General features: G+C 72.8%; 14 protein-coding genes. 3 read left to right on the top strand and 11 right to left on the bottom strand.

Annotated elements, in window-relative coordinates; all coding sequences use genetic code 11:
- Window positions 1-43 precede the first annotated feature (43 nt).
- From QI554_RS40705 to eccB, 5 genes are all read right to left on the bottom strand, one after another.
- Window positions 44-1408: a GH1 family beta-glucosidase gene (locus tag QI554_RS40705; protein WP_281477893.1), complete on the bottom strand. Its 1365-nt coding sequence runs from the start codon at window positions 1406-1408 to the stop codon at window positions 44-46.
- A 114-nt stretch (window positions 1409-1522) separates the two neighbouring features.
- On the bottom strand, window positions 1523-2905 hold the full coding sequence (gene mycP / locus QI554_RS40700) for a type VII secretion-associated serine protease mycosin (RefSeq protein ID WP_281477891.1): 1383 nt from the start codon (window positions 2903-2905) through the stop codon (window positions 1523-1525).
- A 197-nt stretch (window positions 2906-3102) separates the two neighbouring features.
- Window positions 3103-3393 (bottom strand): WXG100 family type VII secretion target, encoded by a 291-nt coding sequence (locus QI554_RS40695; RefSeq protein WP_281477888.1) that lies wholly within the window; start codon window positions 3391-3393, stop codon window positions 3103-3105.
- Between the two features lie 70 nt (window positions 3394-3463).
- Complete coding sequence (locus QI554_RS40690; RefSeq protein WP_281477886.1) at window positions 3464-3775, bottom strand: WXG100 family type VII secretion target; 312 nt, start codon at window positions 3773-3775, stop codon at window positions 3464-3466.
- 212 nt (window positions 3776-3987) lie between these two features.
- On the bottom strand, window positions 3988-5811 hold the full coding sequence (gene eccB, locus QI554_RS40685; protein WP_281477884.1) for a type VII secretion protein EccB: 1824 nt from the start codon (window positions 5809-5811) through the stop codon (window positions 3988-3990).
- Between the two features lie 43 nt (window positions 5812-5854).
- Here eccB and eccE point away from each other — a divergent pair, with 43 nt between their 5' ends.
- The 3 genes from eccE to QI554_RS40670 all read left to right on the top strand — a co-directional run bounded on the left by eccE (window position 5855) and on the right by QI554_RS40670 (window position 11360).
- Complete coding sequence (gene eccE, locus QI554_RS40680; protein ID WP_281477883.1) at window positions 5855-7015, top strand: type VII secretion protein EccE; 1161 nt, start codon at window positions 5855-5857, stop codon at window positions 7013-7015.
- Window positions 7012-7707: a hypothetical protein gene (locus QI554_RS40675; protein WP_281477882.1), complete on the top strand. Its 696-nt coding sequence runs from the start codon at window positions 7012-7014 to the stop codon at window positions 7705-7707. Before eccE ends, QI554_RS40675 begins: the two co-directional genes overlap by 4 nt.
- Before the next feature lie 137 nt (window positions 7708-7844).
- A complete protein-coding gene (locus tag QI554_RS40670; protein WP_281477881.1) occupies window positions 7845-11360 on the top strand; it encodes a nucleotide-binding protein in 3516 nt (1171 codons plus the stop codon).
- Between the two features lie 94 nt (window positions 11361-11454).
- Here QI554_RS40670 and QI554_RS40665 read toward each other — a convergent pair whose 3' ends face one another.
- From QI554_RS40665 to infB, 6 genes are all read right to left on the bottom strand, one after another.
- Window positions 11455-12405: a bifunctional riboflavin kinase/FAD synthetase gene (locus QI554_RS40665; RefSeq protein WP_281477880.1), complete on the bottom strand. Its 951-nt coding sequence runs from the start codon at window positions 12403-12405 to the stop codon at window positions 11455-11457.
- A gap of 163 nt (window positions 12406-12568) precedes the next feature.
- Window positions 12569-13477, bottom strand: coding sequence for a tRNA pseudouridine(55) synthase TruB (truB, locus tag QI554_RS40660; protein WP_281477878.1), 909 nt, complete (start codon window positions 13475-13477; stop codon window positions 12569-12571).
- Between the two features lie 67 nt (window positions 13478-13544).
- Window positions 13545-14672 carry a DHH family phosphoesterase gene (locus tag QI554_RS40655; protein ID WP_281477877.1) on the bottom strand — a complete coding sequence of 376 codons (1128 nt, stop codon included), beginning with the start codon at window positions 14670-14672 and terminating at the stop codon, window positions 13545-13547.
- Entirely contained in the window at window positions 14669-15157 is a 489-nt protein-coding gene (gene rbfA / locus QI554_RS40650; RefSeq protein ID WP_281477875.1) for a 30S ribosome-binding factor RbfA, read from the bottom strand. Before rbfA ends, QI554_RS40655 begins: the two co-directional genes overlap by 4 nt.
- A gap of 30 nt (window positions 15158-15187) precedes the next feature.
- Complete coding sequence (locus QI554_RS40645; protein ID WP_281477873.1) at window positions 15188-15481, bottom strand: DUF503 domain-containing protein; 294 nt, start codon at window positions 15479-15481, stop codon at window positions 15188-15190.
- Window positions 15482-15688: 207 nt separating this feature from the next.
- Window positions 15689-18330 (bottom strand): translation initiation factor IF-2 (gene infB, locus QI554_RS40640; RefSeq protein ID WP_281477871.1); only part of this gene is annotated, 2642 nt, incomplete at its 5' end.

The raw sequence follows: 18330 nt of genomic DNA, 5'->3' as shown, positions 1-18330 counted from the left end.
ACGCACGTCAATTCCTGTTCACATAACGTGCATTGACGCCCGGTCAGCGGCGCTTGAGGGATTTCCCTCGCATCTCCGTGATCGCGTCGCGATACCACTCCGCGGAGCGCTTGGGCGTCCGCCTCTGCGTCGCGAAGTCGACGTGCACGATCCCAAAACGCTGATGGTACCCCTCCGCCCACTCGAAGTTGTCGAGCAGCGACCACACCAGGTACCCGCGCACGTCGACTCCCGCATCGCGTGCGGCCGCGATCGCTCGGATGTGGCCGTCGAGGTAGGCGATCCGGTCGGGGTCGTTCACCGTTCCGTCCGGGCCCACCTCGTCGTCGTACGAGCAGCCGTTCTCCGTGATGTGGATAGGCGGCAGCGCGTCCGAGTAGGAGTCCCGCAGTCCGACGAGCAGTTCGGTCAGTCCGGACGGCACGACCGGCCAGTCGAAAGCGGTACGCGGCACTCCGGTAATACCCACGTCCACGAACGGCAGGAGCGCGTCGGGGCCTTCTTCCGGTGCCGCGATGCGGGTCGGGTTGTAGTAGTTGACGCCGAGCGAGTCCAGCGGCGCGGCGATCAGTTCGAGGTCGCCGTCGCGCACTCCCGGCATCTCGGCGACGCCGTACGCGCTCATGTCCGGGTACCGGCCGCGGAAGACCGGGTCGAGGAACAGCCGGTTGTGCAGGGCGTCGTACGCCGCGGCCGCCGCGCGATCGCCGTCGGAGTCGGACTCGGCCCGCACCGGCGTCAGGTTGTTGGTCAGGGCGACATGGCTCGCACCCGCCTCGCGCAGGGTCTGGACGCCGAGGCCGTGGGCCAGCAGCAAGTGGTGTGCAGCGGGCAGGGCCTCCATCAGCAAGGCCTGGCCAGGGGCGTGGACTCCCATCGCATAGCCGTAGGCCATCTGCACGAACGGCTCGTTCAGCGTGGTCCAGTGGGCCACCCGGTCGCCCAGGCGGGCGTGGACGTGGCCGGCGTATTCGGCGAAGCGGTATGCGGTGTCGCGGTTCAGCCAGCCGCCTTCGTCCTCCAGCGCCTGGGGGAGGTCCCAGTGGTAGAGGGTGAGGAACGGCGTGATGCCGTGTGCGGCGAGTTCGTCGACGAGCCGGTCGTAGAAGTCGAGGCCCTTGGCGTTGGCTGGTCCGCGGCCGTCGGCCTGGATTCGGGTCCAGGCGACGGAGAACCGGTAGGCGTTCAGGCCGAGTTCGGCCATGAGGGCGACGTCCTCGCGGTACCGGTGGTAGTGGTCGCAAGCCGTCTCGCCGGTGTGGCCGTCGCGCACCCGGCCGGGCTGGGCGCAGAAGGTGTCCCAGGTGGAGACGCCGCGGCCGTCCTCGCGTACCGCGCCCTCGATCTGGTAGGCGGCGGTCGCCGTTCCCCACAGGAAATCCTCGGGGAAGCTCGGCAACGGCTCCATCAGATCCTCCACGGCGTCGGCTCAGGGATCACCTCCCGACAGCACGCGCGGGCATGCCGCGCAGACGCACGAGCGAGGGTGATCGGCGGTCACCGATCACCCTCGCACGCCAGGCTACTGATCGGTAGACGCCTGCACGATTCGCTGCCCGGTCGGGTCGGACGGGTCGTACCTGTCGTCGCCGATCGGACCGGTGAGACCGCCCGTGACCTGGAACCCGTCGATGCCGGGACCGGTCGAGACGGCCACGGTGCGCGGCCCGTGCAGCCGCCGGTGCCGGAAGTCGCGCAGGACGACCGCGGCGCTCGCGATCAGGACGGCGCAGCCGAGTCCGGTCATCAGGACGGCGGTCGCGTCCTCGCGGTCCTGGTCGTTGCGGGTGGGCCCGAGGTGCAGCGGCTCGATGTTGACGGGTGCCGAGTCGACGACGTCGGAGCGGCCGCCCTCCGGTACGAAGCCCGCCTCACCCCGGTAGCCGACCGCCCTCAGCGGGTCGACGACGCCCCATCCGACGCCGGTCAGCGGCTCGACCCAGCCGCGCTGCGCGGTCTGTTCGATGAGCGAGACGACCTGCTGGGCCTTCCAGTACGGGTGTGCGGCACGCAGGAGCGCGACGACGCCGGCGACGTAGGGCGCCGAGAAGGAGGTGCCGTCACCCTTGCAGTGGCCGCCCTTGGGAACGGTGGACCACATGTCGACGCCGGGCGCGAGCACGCTGACGTAGTTCTTGTTCTGCGAGAACGGCGCGCGGTCGTTGTTGCGGTCGGACGCCCCGACGGCGAGCACGGCCCCGTTGTTCGCCGCCATGCCCGCCGGGAGGGTGTCGAGGTTGTCCTTGTCGCCGGAGTTGCCGGCGGCGGCGACGATGACGACGTCCTTGTTCGTGGCGGCGGTGACCGAGGCGAGCAGCTTGCCGGTCGGGTCCTTGCCCGTCTCCTGCGAGATGTTGATGACCTTGGCGCCCTTGGACACCGCGTAGTCGATGGCCTGCGCGAGCGTGTCGCTGGTGCCCTGCTGTTGATCGGTGCCGCCGTTCTGCTTGATCGGCAGGATCGTGGCGTCCTTGGCGAGCCCGACGAACCCGGTGCTCGGGTCGGGCCGCGCGGCGATGATCCCGGCCACCATGGTGCCGTGGCCGTTCTCGTCGGTGGTGCCGTTGGCGGGACCCGCGGGGGCGCCGGCGGCGGGCGGAACGAAGTCCTTGCCGTCGGCCGACAGGGCCTGGGTCAGCTGCGGGTTGTTCGCGTCGACGCCGGAGTCTATGACCGCGACGACGACGCCCTTCCCGGTCGAGACCTGCCACATCTGGTCGAGCACGACGCGCTGCAGCGACCAGGGCTTGCCTTCAAGGGGTTTCGCGGGGAACCGGCAGTCGGTCTCGGCCGCGAGGCGCAGATCGGGAGCGGGCACGGACGCCGCCGCGGGCGCCGTGACGCTGCACAGCAGGCTGAGGGCGAGCAGCGTCGCTCCGGGCCTGGTCCGCCGGACGGGATGCACGGTGGGAGGACCCTCCGGATCGAGGACAGCCGTCGCGGGGACAGCCGTGCGAGGAACGGGCGGCGGTGGAACGGAAGTTCGCGCGCCCGTGAGGCGCACGACGCGGGACCGCGGAGACGGGTCGCGCCCGGCCGAGCGGCCGAATGGATCGGCCGCCGGCCGGGCGCGTCACGTCGCGGTGGTGCGGACCGGGTAGGTCAGCCCCACATCTTCGCGTTCGCGCTCTCCGTCTCCTGGTACACGCGCGCACCCTCGGTCAGCGCCTTGGAGATCTGCAGGATGAGCTCGTGCATGCCCTCCTGGTCGCGGTCCCAGGCCTGCTGCTTCTGCTGGTACTCGGCCTGCGCCTGGCCTTCCCAGGTGCCCGACACGCGCTGGACCTCGCGCTTGAGGTCGCCCAGCTTCTGCTGGATCTGACCGTCGATCCGCGCGATCTCGGCCGCCGCGCCTTCGATCGCGGCGAACGTTACGACAATGGGCGAACCCATAATGACTCCCCGTCTTTGGTTCGGAACGGGCCGGGGACCAGACCCCCGGCCGAGGACTACGGCGCTTCGACTAGCCGAGCGCGGCGGTGATGGAGGCCATCTGCTGCTTGTTGGCCTCTTCGACCTCGCGGTAGTTCTTCGCGCCCGCGCCCATCATCTGGCCGATCCCGTCCAGCTGGACGTTGAGGTTCTTCATCAGCTCGTTGACCTTCTCCTGCAGGCGCTTGTAGGCCATGGCGGCCTCGCCCTGCCAGGCGGTCGCGACGCCGTCGACGACGGCGTTGAATCCCAGGATCAGGCCGTTGATCTCGGCCTGGTCCGCGTCGATGCGCTTGGCCAGCGCGTCGAGTTCCTCGATTGTTGCCTTGTATGCACCCGCCATGATCCACCATCCCCCTGTGAGACCGTTGGTGTTCTGGACACTAACGGTTGTCTGATCGGTAACCCAAGCGGCGCTCCATCTCTGGTTACTCAACTTTTGCGTCGATCTTGCCCGTTGGGGGCTTGCGCAACGCGCGAGTCAAGAGAGATGGAACTTGGCTGACGGTACGTCACTCCGGGGTGGGAGCGACGTCCCGCAGGACACTTTACGCCTCAGAATGTTTGCGTCTTCTTAGCGTCGACGACACTCAAGCGTGCTCCTACCGGGACCAGTTCGGTCCACGAGCGCGGAACAGGCGTTGCCGCAACGTCCTTGTAGCCCAGTCTGATCTTCGCCTCGCTGTCGGCGCCGGGCGCCGACGGCTGGCTGCCGTTCTGCGGCGGGTCGTTCACGATCTGGTACCGCAGACCGGTGTCGGTGAGCAGGTAGAGCGTCCCCGTCTGGTCCTCCGCGCGACCGGTGGCCTCACGGATGAGCATGCCGGTGCCCGGCGGCACGGAAACCGCGACGCCCTCGACACGGTTGGCCGGCAGGGTGTACCAGGCGGACTGCTTCGTCTGCGGCACACCCCCCGCATACGTCCCTGTGTACGTGTTGCACACGGTCAGTCGGGCGGCGGCCTTCAGGTCGGTACCGATCCTGTTGGCCTGCGCGGGCATCACCTCGGGCCAGCCCTTGTCGGCCATGAAGACCTGGCCCTGTTGCACAATACCCGCCAACTCGCCGATGCCGACCTCGAATTCGGTCACCTGCGAGTCAGGATAGAGCTTCTGCTTAGCGTCCGGCCTGGCCAGGAAGAGCGACGCTGTGAACTTGGAGATCGGCATGACGCCGTTCATGGTCACCACGTACTCCTGCCCGCCGCCCTCGGCACGCAGGATGATGCCCACCTTGTTCAGCGCCGGGCCGAGCTTGCCCGCGTTCGCGCTGCGGCTCCCGTAGCCGTCGAGCGTGGGCAGGACGATCTCGCTACCCTGCTCGAACGTGCTCAGCCACTTCTCGGTCACCGGCTGCGGCGTGGCCGTGTCGAGGCGCAGCGCCGAGCGGATTTCCTTGCTCTTGAACGGATACGCCCGTCCGCCGTAGACGATGTAGTAGCTCCCCGTGTTGGTGCCCTTGTCGTCGCGGCGTTCCACGAACAGCGCCTCGTCCGCGTTGAGCACGCCCTGCGCAGGAGCCTGGTTGACGAACACGCTCAGCTGCGGGTCGCGCCCGAAGTCGGGCTTGCCGTCCGTGTCCTGGACGGGTTGCTCGCACACCGTCCACGGCTTCGGCTTGGCGACCTCTTTCGCGCTCGGCAGCCGGTCCGGCGCGTTCGGGATACCCAGCGCGGACCCGTGCTCGACGCTGTTGAGCACCTTCTCCGGGACCAGGTTCACCTTGAACTTGCCCGGGTCCAGCAGCAGTCGGCCCGACGCGATGTTCAGCACCGGACGCAGCTTGCCGTCCAGGTACACGTACCGGCTCGCGGAGTCGCGCCCGACTATGAGGCTGCCCTTGTCCTTCCAGCCGGGCGGCGTGCCCGGCCGGATCAGGCCGTACACACCGAAACCGGTGAGGATCAGGGCCCCGACCACCAGACCGGGCAGCAGCGCACGGAACGGACGCGGCGCCTTCTCCTCCGCAGCGCCCCCGTTACTGGGCTCCGGCTGCACAAATCCGGCCACCAGACGGCGCCGCGCGAAGACGTACGCTTCCAACTGTTCACGGCGCGATGCCATCGTTCTCCCCGTAGCCGACGATCCGCGTGGCGTAGAGTACCCGACGCGTTCGCGGCCTGGGGCGTCGAACTCGGGGGCCTTTCCCGCCACTCCTTCCGCCCCGTACCGTACGGTGTTCCGCACCGGGAACCGCCAGTTGCCGTAGTTGCACGCCAGTTGCAGATCGCTGCACGCCGACGGGCTCACAGGGGGAATCGCCAAGGTGTCCGTATCCGCACCACCGCGCAGTAGGCGCGGCTCGCGCCGTAATACACGTCCCTCGAGCGGCGGCACCGGCGGGTACGCCGCGATCGCCGCGCCCAGCGCGAGCGCCACACCGCGCCTCCAGCCGCGTCCGGGGCGCATCGGCCCGTTGCTCGTGCAGCACCTTGTCGCACTGCAGCTCGCGGCGCTGCTGATCGCCGTCCCCCTCGCCACGAAGAAGTTCCTCGTGGTGCCCGGCGGCGTCCTCGCGGTGGTCATCCTCATCGGTGTCTGGGTGCCGTTCCACGGCCGGCGCCTGGCGCTGTGGCCGGGCATCGTGGCGGACTTCCGCAAGCGCCAGCGGCCGGCGCCGCCGGAGCCCGACGAGGCCTCGGGGTCCGCGGACCTCGCGCCGATCCGCACGTGTGTGCCGGGACTTGCGCTCGAGGCCGCCTACGACCGTACGCACGGCACTGTCGGCATGGTCGGCGACGGAACGTTCCTGACCTCTGTCCTGCTGGTCGAGGCCCCGGACGAGCCGCTGCGGCCGCGCCGCGCGGGGCACCCGCTGCCGCTCGCGGCGGTCGCGTCCGCGCTGTCCGTGGACGGCATCGTGGTCGGTTCCGCGCAGGTCGTGCTGCACAGCCGCCCGGCGCCGGCGCCGCACCTGCCCGCCGAGGCGATGGCGGCCCGCGCCTACCAGGAGCTGAGCCAGCGCGACAACCTCAACGTCCCGGCGGTGCGTCAGACCTGGGTCGCGGTGCGCCTCGACCCGAGCCGCTGCACGACGGCGATCGCGGCGCGCGGCGGCGGTTACGAGGGCGCCCAGCGCACGCTGCTGCGCGCGGTGAACCAGCTCACGGCGGCGCTCGCGGCGAACGGACTGACCGCGCGTCCGCTGGACGAACAGGGCCTGGTGCAGGCGCTGATCGCGTCGTGCGGGATCAACCGCGCCGCGCAGCCCGGGCGGGCGCGCACCGCCGCCCGGATCGCCGAGTCGCGGCACGCCTGGCGCTGCGACGACCGCTGGCACGCGACGTACTGGGTGTCGCGCTGGCCCAAGCTGACCGCGGCCGGCTCGCCGGACGTGATCGCCTCGCTGACCGGCGCGCCCGGTATCGCCACCACGTTCGCGCTGACCGCGCACATGGGCGGCGGCGGTTCGCTCGCGGTGCAGGGCCACGTGCGGGTGTCGGCCCGCTCCTCCGACGAACTCGAAGCCGCGGCACGCCACTTGGAGGCGCGCGGCCGGCACGCCGGACTGTCCCTGGTTCGGCTCGACTTCGAACAGCAGCCGGGTCTGCTGGCGACGATTCCGCTGGGAGGTGGCGCGTGAAGCTCCTCGGAAGGTTCGGACCGCGTCACGACAGCCACGTCCTGACGGAAGATCAGCTCGGCGCGCTCACCATGCCGGTCAGCGACGACGGCATCGTCGTCGGCGTCGACCAGGACCGCGCGCCCGCGGTGCTCGGGCTGTTCCGCCCGGAGCCGTACGAGATCTCCTTCATCGGCGGCGCCTACCTCGTGCAGCTCATCGCGCTGCGCGCCGCCGCGATCGGCGCGCGCGTGGCGATCGAGTCCGGCCGCCCGCACCTGTGGACGCCCATGGCGCAGCAGGCCGGCGGCGGCCAACAGGCCGTCACCGTGCACCCCGTGGGCCGGCTCGGCCCGCAGGGCCCCTCCCCCGCGAGCCCGGTGCTGGTCATCCGCGACTGCGGCGCGCGCCCGCCGCGCAACCGGCTCGCGTCGACGCCGTGGCAGACCACGCTGACGCTGCTGCCGTTCCTCGACCCGCGCCTGGCCGGCCGGTTGGCGGACGCCGACCTGGTCGGCCTCCAACGCGTCTCCCCCATCGAGGCGCAGGCCGCCGCGTACGCGCTCAACCTGACCAAGCAGGACGCCGACGCGCTGCCCGCCATGACCGACGAGCTGACCCTGTGGTGCACCAGCCGGGTCCGCCGGTACGTTCTCCTGACCCCGACTCAGGTCGAGGTGTCGTTCCTGGGCCCGCCGCGGCGTATGGACTGACCGACCCGGGACGCAGCGCCCCGGGTTCAATAGTCTGGGGTCCCCGGGACCGTTGTCCCGGGAAGTGGCCCGGAACGCCGGGGGCGGATCCACGGGGCGGAACCCCATCGTCCTCCGGATGATCGGAAGGACCAGTGGTGAGCAGCGAGCAGGACGGCACACACATCGAGACCCCGGTCGACGATGAGGAGGAATGGTCAGGTCCTGACTTCACCATGCCCTCCTGGTACGGGCAGCCCATCGTCGACGAGTCGGCGGGACAGTCGCCCGCGGCTCCGCGGCAGTCGGGCCCGTACGTCGAGCCGGTGACGCCCGACGCGGCCGCCCCACGCCAGAATCCGGACGTACCGGGGCAGTTCGGCGGCGCCGAACCGACCTGGACGCCCGGCGGCCCCGCGCAGCCGGGTCCCGGCAGCAGCCCGGACGTCGCACCCACCCGCTATCTCCCGCCGATCACCGACGACATGCCGCCTCCGCCCGGCTACGTGAGCCCCAACGCGGCCGTGCCGCCGCAGGCCGGACAGGGCGCGCCGCCGCGACCGCCAGCGCCGCCGGCCGCGCCTCCCGCCCAGAACGGCTTCTGGGGTCCGGACGGCCGCTGGCAGCCCGCGCCCCAGGCACAGCCGCAGCCGCAGCCGGGACCCGACGCCGGATGGCAGCAGGGCCGGCCTCCGCACCTTCCGCCGCAGCACGCGCCTGGTCCGCAGGGTCCCGCGCCGTGGCAGCCTCCGGTGCCGGGCGGCCCCGCACCGCACGACCCCCAGCAGGGATTCGCGACGCCGCCGGCCGGATGGCAGCAGCAGGCACCCGGCGCATACGCACCCGTCGAGCAGCACGGTCCGGGCGCGCCCGGGCACGGCGGCGCGCCGCAACAGCCCGCGCCCGCCGCGCCGTACGGCGGCCCCGACATGCCGCCGCCCAGCGGCGCACCGGTCTCGACCGCGCCCGCTCCCGCCGCGGACGCCGAACAGCCGCCGTCGTACGCGCCGCACCCGGGCCCCGTCCCGCCGCAGGCCGAACAGCACGGCCAGCCCCACACCGAGCAGCCCGCCGAGTCGGCCGAACGGCCGCCGTCGTACGCGCCGCACCCCGGCCTCGCCCGGCAGGCCGAACCCGAGCCGGTGGGCGGCAGCGGCGCGCACCAGGCCGTCGTCGACGACGCCCCGGCCGAGCCGGCGCACGTGACCGACCACGCCTCGGCCGCGCCTCGCGACGACGCCGAGGCGCAGAGCGGCGACGACGCGACCCGCGACGAGTCCGGCAAGCCCGACCAGTTCGTCGCCCCCGGCGCCGAACGCGGCGCGTGGGACACCGGCTTCACGCCGGCCGCGGCCATCGACGAGCCGCACGCGGCCGACGGCGCGGCCCCGGCGGACTCCGCGGTGAACGAAGGCGCGGACTCCTACCCGCGGGGGGCAGGAGACGCGCCCGAGTCCCCGCACCGCCCTGACGAGGCGTCACCGACGGCCGCCGACACGCATGGTGACGGTCCGTCCGGGCCCGCCGGAGCGGTCGTCGCCGACCACGCACCGGACGCACCGCACGCCCCCGAACCCGCGCACGCCCCGCAGCCCGACGCCCCCGCGGCGCCCGGCGGCGCACCCGCTGCCGGTCCTGCCGCGCAGTACGGCCCCGAGTTCCCCCACGCGGCACCGCACGACGGCCCGCACGATCCCGGAACTCCCGGCGCTCCCGCGCCCGGTGGCCCGGCGGCGCCGCACGGCCCCGAGTTCGCGCACGCGGCCTCCCACACCGGCCCGCCGGCACCCGGAACCCCGGGTGCGCCCGCGCCCGGTGGTCCCCCTCCGATGTACGACGGCCCGCCGCCGGGAGCACCCGGCGGCCCCGCCGCGCCTCACGCACCCGAATTCCCGCACGGGGCACCACAAGGGGCACCGCACGACGGTCCCCCCGTTCCCGGAGCGCCCGGGGCACCCGGCCCCAAGGAAGGCCAACCGCCTTTCCCCGGCGGCCCGTTCCCGCCGCCCGGCGTCGCGGGTCCGCACACACCGCCCCACGGCGCGCCCTATCCGCCGCCGGGTCCAGGTGCCCCGCAGGGTCCAGGTGCCCCGCAGGGTCCGGGAGCTCCGCAGGGTCCGGGTGCTCCGCAACAGCCCTTCCCCGGTGGGCCGTTCCCGCCGCCGGGCGCCCCCGGTCCGCACACGCCGCCGCACGGCGCGCCGTACCCGCCGCCGGGTCAGGGCCAGATGCCGCCCGCCGGGCCGCCGTACGGCCAGTACCCGCAGGACCCCGCGCAGGGCGGCCAATACCCGCCCGGGCAACCCCCGCAGCCGGGTCAGCCCGGCCAGCCCGGTCAACCCGGCCCGTACGCCGGTGCCCCCGGTGCCGCGCCGTACCCCCCGCCGCAAGGCGGCCCGGTGTACAGCGTGCCGGGCCAGCCCGGTGCAGACGGCTACCCCGCGCCCGGCCAGCAGCCGGTGTCCGGGTGGGACCCGAACACGATGCAGCCGGGCCCGGCCCGCGCCGTCGGCGGCGCGCCGCTGGGCTACACGGCCGCCGTCGAGCTGACGTCGGACCGTCTGCTGCGCCGCCAGCCGCAGGCGCGCCGTCAGACGCCGCGGTTCAAGCTGGGCGGCAAGGCCGCCGAAGTCCAGCGCGCCGAGCGCCTGATGCGCATCCGCACGCCCGTCCTCAACGGGTACCGGATCGCGGTCATCAGCCTGAAGGGCGGCGTCGGCAAGACCACGACGACGACCGCGCTCGGGTCGACGCTGGCCGCCGAGCGCCAGGACCGCGTCATCGCGATCGACGCCAACCCGGACGCCGGCACGCTGGGCCGCCGGGTGCGCCGCGAGACCGGGGCGACCATCCGCGACCTGGTGACCGCGCTGCCGCACCTGAACAGCTACATGGACATCCGGCGCTTCACGTCGCAGGCCCCCAGCGGCCTGGAGATCCTGGCGAACGACGTCGACCCGGCGGTCTCCACGACGTTCGACGACGCCGACTACCGCAAGGTGATCGAGGTCCTGGGCCAGCAGTACCCGATCATCCTGACCGACTCGGGCACCGGCCTGCTCTACAGCGCGATGCGCGGCGTGCTCGACCTCGCGCACCAGCTGATCGTCATCAGCACGCCGAGCGTCGACGGGGCGACGAGCGCCAGCACCACGCTGGACTGGCTGGTGGCGCACGGCTACGCGGACCTGGTGGCGCGGAGCATCACCGTCATCTCCGGGGTGCGCGAGACCGGCAAGCTGGTCAAGACCGAGGACATCGTGGCGCACTTCGAGACGCGTTGCCGGGCGGTCGTTGTTGTGCCGTTCGACGAGCACCTGTCCGCCGGCGCCGAACTCGACCTCGAGATGATGCGGCCGAAGACCCGCGAGGCGTACTTCGAGCTGGCGGCCATCGTGGCGGAGGACTTCGCCCGGACGGCCGGCGGCGAGGCGGGCTGGCCGCAGCAGGGGCAGTGGTCGCCGGAGGGGTACGCGCCGCAGCAGCAGCCGTATCCGCCCCAGCAGCAGCCCTATCCGCCGCAGGGGCAGCCGCAGTACGGCGGTCAGCCGTACCCGCCGCAGCAGGGCCAGCCCCCGCAGCAGCCGTACCCCGGCCAGCAGCAGTACCCGCAGCAGGGCGGCCAGCAGCCCTACCCGGGCCAGCCGTGGCAGCAGCCGCCGCACCAGAGCTGACGGCAACACGAAGGGGGGCTCCCGCCGTTCGGCGGGAGCCCCCCCTTCGCTGTTCAGCCGCGAGCGAGCGTTCGCGAGCGTCATCCTCACACGGTCAGGCGGCGCGCTCCGCGTCGTAGGCGTCGACCAGGTCGCGGGCCCGCTTCACGTCGTCGGCCATGCGCTCGAGCAGCGCCTCGATGGAGTCGAAGCGCTCCATGCCGCGCAGGTAGGTCAGGAACTCGACGCTGACGTGCACGCCGTACAGGTCCAGGTCGGTGCGGTCGATCGCGTAGGCCTCGACGCGCCGCTCCGTGCCGTCGAAGGTCGGGTTGGTGCCGACCGAGATGGCGGCGGGCAGCCGGTCGTCGCCGACCACGAGCCAGCCCGCGTACACCCCGTCGCCGGGGATCGCGGTGTACGGCAGCGTCTCCAGGTTCGCGGTGGGGTAACCGAGTTCGCGGCCGCGCTGGTCGCCGCGGACCACGACGCCCTCGACGCGGTGCGGCCGGCCGAGCACCGCGCGGGCGCCGTCCACGTCGCCCTCGGCGACCTTCCCGCGCACCACGGTCGAAGAGAAGACCGTGTCGCCGTCGGTGAACAGCTCGGGCTCGACGACCGTGAAGTCGAACTCCGCGCCCATCCGTTCCAGCAGCTCGACGTTGCCGGTCGCCTTGTGGCCGAAGCGGAAGTTGCGGCCCTCGACGACGATCTTGGCGTGCAGCGCGTCCACCAGCACCTGGCGCACGAAGTCCGCCGCGTCGAGGCGGGAGAACTCGAGCGTGAACGGCAGGATCAGCACCGCGTCGACGCCGAGCGCCTCCATCAGCTGCGCGCGCCGGTGGTGCGGCGTCAGCAGCGGCGGGTGGCTGCCGGGGCGGACCACCTCGCTCGGATGCGGGTCGAACGTCACGACCACCGACGGAACGCCGTGCTCACGGGCGATCTCGACGGCCTGGCCGATCACCCGCTGGTGCCCGCGGTGCACACCGTCGTAGGACCCGATGGTGACGACGGAGCGCCCCCAGTCCGATGGGACGTCCTCCAAGCCCCGCCAGCGCTGCACCGTGATGCTCCTCGTTCCCGTGCCGTTGTTCCTGATGCCGTTCCAGTGCCGGTTCCTCGCGCCCCTGCGGGATCGTCGCAGGACATCGCAGGACCAAGCCTGCCATGCGCCGGGCACCGGCCTTGATCGGGCCCACCCACCCGTCGCCCCTCGCCGCCCGTGGTCAGCCGACGAACACCGCGATCGGCTTGGCCTGACCGCCCGTCTCCTCGACCAGGGCGAGGAACGTGCCGTCCGGCCCGAACACCGCGACCGGGCCCGGCGCGGCGCCCTCGGCCTTGAGCCGGCCGCCGTGCGCGACCAGGCGCGCCTCGTCCTCGGTGACGTCGCGGCGCGGGAACGCGGCCGCGGCGGCGTCCGCGATGGGCAGCACCGAGAAGGACTCCTCGAGCTGCTCCAGCGTGCGCGCGGCGTCCAGCGTGTACGGGCCGACGGCGGTGCGGCGCAGCATCGTCAGGTGCCCGCCGACACCGAGGTGCGTGCCCAGGTCGCGGGCCAGCGCGCGGATGTAGGTGCCGGACGAGCAGGTGACGGTCACGTCGAGGTCGACCAGGTCGGCGGGGTCGCTCAGGTGCCGCACGTCGTGCACGTCGAAGCGCGACACGGTCACCGGGCGCGCGGCCAGCTCGACGTCCTCGCCCTCGCGGACGCGCGCGTAGGAGCGCTTGCCGTCCACCTTGATCGCGGAGACCTTGGAAGGCACCTGCATGATGGCGCCCGTCAGCCCGGCGATCCCGGCGTCGATCCCGTCACGCGTCACCGCGGCGGCGGACACCGTCTCGGTGACCTCGCCCTCGGCGTCGTCGGTCACGGTCGCCTGGCCGAGCCGGATCGTCGCCTCGTAGGTCTTCTCGGTGAGCGCGAGGTGCCCGAGCAGCCGGGTCGCCTTCTCGACGCCGATGACGAGCACTCCGGTGGCCATCGGGTCGAGCGTCCCCGCGTGCCCGACCTTGCGGGTGCCGGCGATCCGGCGCATCCGCCCGACCACGTCGTGCGAGGTGAGGCCCGCGGGCTTGTCGACGACGACGAGGCCGTCGGGGGGCGGGGGGCCGGTGCGGCGTGGCTTGCTCATCGGTGGCTTTCTCGGCGGTCTCTCGGAGGGGGCGCGTCCGGGTGCGGGCACGCCGTCGGTACGGCGCTCAGGCGGGCCCGGTGCCGGCCTGCGCGCCCAGTTCGGCCCGGAACCGGTCGACGACCGCCTCCGGGGTGTCGCCGTCGGCCGTGTACCCGGCCGCGAAGGCGTGTCCGCCGCCGCCCAGCGCGGTGCACACCCGGCCCAGGTCGACGCGGCCCTTGGAGCGCGCGGACGCCTGCAGGCGGCCCGCGTCGTCCTCCTTGAGCACCAGCGCGACCTCGGCCTCGGCGCTCTTGCGCAGCACGTCGATGACGCCCTCGATCTCGTCGAGGCGGATGCCGTGCTCCTGCCGGTCGGCGCGCGTGACCACGGTCCACACCAGGCCCAGGCCGCCGGCGGCGGTGTCGTCCAGGCGGGCGGCGGCGAGCGCGCCGGACAGCACCTTGAGGTAGCCGAACCGGCAGGTGTCCCAGATGGCGCGCGAGATGACGTCGTGCGGGATGCCGGTGGCCAGCAGCCGCGCGGCCATCGCGTGTGTCTCGGGCGTGGTGGCGGCGTACTTGAACGACCCGGTGTCGGTCACCAGGCCGGTGTAGAGCGCGGTCGCGATGTCGGCGGTCAGCTCGCCGCCGATCCGCGCGACGAGTTCCTCGGCCAGGACCGCCGTCGCGGGCGCGGTGGTGTCGATCAGATGGTGGGTGCCGAACCGGGTGTTCGACGCGTGGTGGTCGACGACCACCAGCGCGTCGGCCGCGGCCGCCTTGGCGCGCAGCAGGCCCAGGCGCTCGCTGCTCGCGGCGTCGAAGACCAGCACCAGGTCCGGGCGGTCGGGCACCTCCGCCGGCGGGACCAGCAGGTCCTGGCCGGGCAGGAAGGTCAGCGACGCCGGCACCACCAGCGGGTCGTCGCCGTAGGACACGTGCACGTCGCGCCCGGCGGCGCGCAGCGCCAGCCCGACCGCGAGGGCCGAGCCGAGTGCGTCGCCGTCCGGGTTGACGTGCGCGAACAGGTCGATCCGGGACGCGTCGGCGATCAGCCGCACGACCGCGTCCCAGTCCTGTTCGCCCGGCGGTGTCGGCGGCCCGGCAGGCTCGGTGGAGCGCACCGCCTGACCAGCCAGGCCGTCGCCCGGCAGGGGGTCCACTGACTTGGCGGGTCCGGGGATTCCGGCCGCCGACACCGTCGGGTTCAACGCTCCGTTTCCTCCTTCGTGGAGTCCCCGTCGCCTTCCTCGTCGCCTTCCGAGTCCAGGGTGTCCTCGCCCGAGGTGCGGTACGGGTCCGCGTCGCCGGCGTAGCTGGCACCCGCGGCGGTGAAGCGTACCGCCGCATCGGCCTCCTGCGCCCTGGCAAGGAGCTCATCGATCTGGCGGGCGTTGTCCGGAATGGCGTCCGCGACGAAGGTCAGGGTCGGCGTGTACCGCACACCCGTCTCCCGTCCGACGGCGCTCCGGAGGATGCCCTTGGCGCTCTCCAGCGCCGCGGCGCTCGCCTCGCGCTCGGTCTCGTCGCCGAAGACCGTATAGAACACGGTGGCCTCGCGCAGGTCACCGGTCACTCGGGCATCGGTGATGGTGACGAAGCCGAGGCGGGGGTCCTTGATCCGCCGGTCCAGCGTCTCGGCGACGACGACCTTGATGCGGTCCGCCAGTTTGCGCGCCCGCGCGTGGTCGGTCACTGATCCTCCAACTTGGGCCCTTCGGCCCGGTCAATCGTCTTCGCTGAACACCCGGCGGCGGGCGGACAGCAGCTCTAGCTCGGGGCGCCCGGCGACCTGCCGCTCGCACTCGTCCAGCACCTCGGCGCAGCGCTCGACGGTCGCGGAGACCACCGCGATGCCGATCCGGCCGCGCCGGTGCAGATCCTGGTATTCGACCTCGGCGGCGGCAACGGCGTTCTTGCGCTGCAGGTCCGCGAGTATCGGCCGCAGCAGCGAGCGCTTCTCCTTGAGGGAGTGCACATCACCGAACAGCAGATCGAGGGTGATTGTTCCTACGAACACGGGCATCACGGGCCAGGCGCCCGGGGGCCATCAGGGAATGTGTTCTTGGTTTCTACCGCGTGGAACGCGTGTCCTGCCTGTGGTTTTTCCCTTGGTTCTTCCGTGGCACCCAAGGTGCCGGTCCCGCCGCGGCGGCCGCGCGGCCGCCGCAACGGAGAGCCCTCCGCGCCGACGAGTCGACGCGGAGGGCATCCGTTGCCGTTGCGATCAGCCGCGCGGCTTCTCGCGGATCTCGAACGTCTCGATGCGGTCGTCGACCTTGATGTCGTTGTACGAACCAAGGTTGATACCGCACTCGAAGCCCTCGCGGACCTCGGTGACGTCGTCCTTCTCGCGGCGCAGACCCTCGAGCGTGAGGTTGTCCGCCACCACGGCCCCGTCGCGGATGAGGCGCGCCTTGGCGTTGCGCCGCATCTGCCCGGAGGTGACCATGCAGCCCGCGATGTTGCCGAGCTTGGACGAGCGGAAGACCGCGCGGATCTCCGCCGTGCCCAGCTGGACCTCTTCGTACTCGGGCTTGAGCATGCCCTTGAGCGCGGCCTCGATCTCCTCGATGGCCTGGTAGATGACCGAGTAGTACCGGACATCCACGCCTTCGCGCTCGGCCATCGTCCGCGCCCGGCCCTCGGGGCGGACGTTGAAGCCGATGATGATCGCGTCCGACGCCACCGCGAGGGTGACGTTCGACTCCGTGATCGCACCGACGCCGCGGTCGATGATCCGCAGCTCGACGTCGTCGCCGACCTCGAGGTTGAGCAGCGCGTCCTCGAGCGCCTCCACGGAACCGGAGACGTCGCCCTTGAGGATGAGGTTGAGCTGCTGGATCTGGCCTTCCTTGAGGGCCCGGTCCAGGTCCTCGAGGGAGACCCGCTTGTTGCGGCGGGCCAGCAGCGCGTTGCGGTTGGCGGCGGCGCGCTTCTCGGCGACCTGGCGGGCGGTGCGCTCCTCCTCGACCACGAGGAAGTTGTCACCGGCGCCGGGCACCGTGGTGAGACCGAGCACCTGCACCGGACGGGACGGGCCCGCCTCGGCGACGTTGGCGCCGTTCTCGTCGAGCATCGCGCGGACGCGGCCGTACGCCTCGCCGACGACGATCGCGTCGCCGACGCGGAGCGTGCCGCGCTGCACCAGGACGGTCGCGACGGAGCCGCGGCCCTTGTCCAGGTGCGCCTCGATCGCGATGCCCTGCGCCTCCTGCTCCGGGTTGGCCTTGAGCTCGAGCGCCGCGTCGGCGGTCAGGATGACCGCCTCGAGGAGCTCGTCGATGCCGAGGCCCTGCTTCGCGGAGATGTCGACGAACATCGTGTCGCCGCCGTACTCCTCCGCGACCAGCCCGTACTCGGTGAGCTGTCCGCGCACCTTCGTCGGGTCGGCGCCCTCCTTGTCGATCTTGTTGACCGCGACCACGATCGGCACGTCGGCCGCCTGCGCGTGGTTCAGGGCCTCGATCGTCTGCGGCTTGACGCCGTCGTCCGCCGCGACCACGAGGATCGCGATGTCCGTCGACTTCGCACCGCGGGCACGCATGGCGGTGAACGCCTCGTGACCGGGGGTGTCGATCAGGGTGATCTTGCGCTCGGAGCCGTTGACCTCGGTGGCCACCTGGTAGGCGCCGATGTGCTGGGTGATGCCGCCGGCCTCGCCCGCGACCACGTTGGTCTTGCGGATCGCGTCGAGGAGGCGGGTCTTGCCGTGGTCGACGTGACCCATGACGGTCACGACCGGCGGACGCGGAAGCAGGTCTTCCTCGTCGCCCTCGTCCTCGCCCCACTCGAGGTCGAAGGACTCGAGCAGCTCGCGGTCCTCCTCCTCGGGGCTGACGATCTGGACGTCCCAGTCCAGCTCGACACCGAGGTCCTTGAGGTCCTCGTCGGAGACCGACTGCGTCGCCGTGACCATCTTGCCCAGGTGGAACATGATCTGGACGAGCGAGCCGGGGATCGCGCCGATCTTGTCCGCGAAGTCGGTCAGCGAGGCGCCGCGCGACAGGCGCAGGACGGTGCCGTTGCCACGGGGAGCCTGCACGCCGCCGATCGCGGGAGCCGACATGTTGTCGAACTCTTGACGACGCTGACGCTTCGACTTGCGCGCACGACCCGGACGACCGCCCGGACGACCGAACGCGCCCTGCGTGCCGCCACGACCGCCGGGGCCAGGACGACCGCCGCCGCCACCCGGACGGGGGCCGAAGCCGCCGCCACCGGGACCGCCGGGACGACCGCCGCCGCCACCGGGACCGCCCGGACGACCGGCACCGCCGCCGCCCGGACCCGCCGGACGACCCGCGAAGCCGGGACGACCGCCGCCGCCACCGCCGGGACCGCCCGGACGACCGCCCGGACCACCGGGACGACCGCCGGGACCGCCACCCGGGCGCGGGCCCGGAGACGGACGGTTGGGCATCATGCCCGGGTTGGGACGGGGGCCGCCGGGGCCGCCCGAACCGCCCGGACGCGGGCCACCGGGACCACCGGTGCCGCCCGGACGGGGACCGGCCGCGCCGGCACCCTGCGGACGCGGCGGCATGCCGCCGGGACCGCCCTGACCGCCGGGACGCGGACCGCCCGGCGACGCCGGACGCGGCATGCCGGTGCTGCCCGAGGTGAACGGGTTGTTGCCGGGGCGCGGACCCGCGGGACGCGGACCCGGACGGGCGCCGGGAGCACCCGGACCCGCCGGACGCTGCTGCGCCGGACCCGGACGCGCGCCGGGCGCACCCGAGGCCGCCGGACGCTGCTGCGCCGGACCGCCGGGAGCGGCCGGACGCGAACCACCCGGACGCGCGGGCGCGCCGGAGCCCGAGGCGGCGGCCGGACGCTGCGCCGGAGCGCCGCCTCCGGGAGCCGCGG

Source organism: Yinghuangia seranimata (genome assembly GCF_029953285.1).
GTDB lineage: Bacteria > Actinomycetota > Actinomycetes > Streptomycetales > Streptomycetaceae > Yinghuangia > Yinghuangia seranimata.
This window is presented reverse-complemented; position numbering and strand designations above follow the sequence as displayed.

Excerpts from the sequence above, each read along its gene's own strand:
- QI554_RS40705 (WP_281477893.1), bottom strand. The coding sequence starts at position 1,408 with ATGGAGCCGTTGCCGAGCTTCCCCGAGGATTTCCTGTGGGGAACGGCG.
- QI554_RS40695 (WP_281477888.1), bottom strand. The coding sequence starts at position 3,393 with ATGGGTTCGCCCATTGTCGTAACGTTCGCCGCGATCGAAGGCGCGGCG.
- QI554_RS40690 (WP_281477886.1), bottom strand. The coding sequence starts at position 3,775 with ATGGCGGGTGCATACAAGGCAACAATCGAGGAACTCGACGCGCTGGCC.
- truB (WP_281477878.1), bottom strand. The coding sequence starts at position 13,477 with ATGAGCAAGCCACGCCGCACCGGCCCCCCGCCCCCCGACGGCCTCGTC.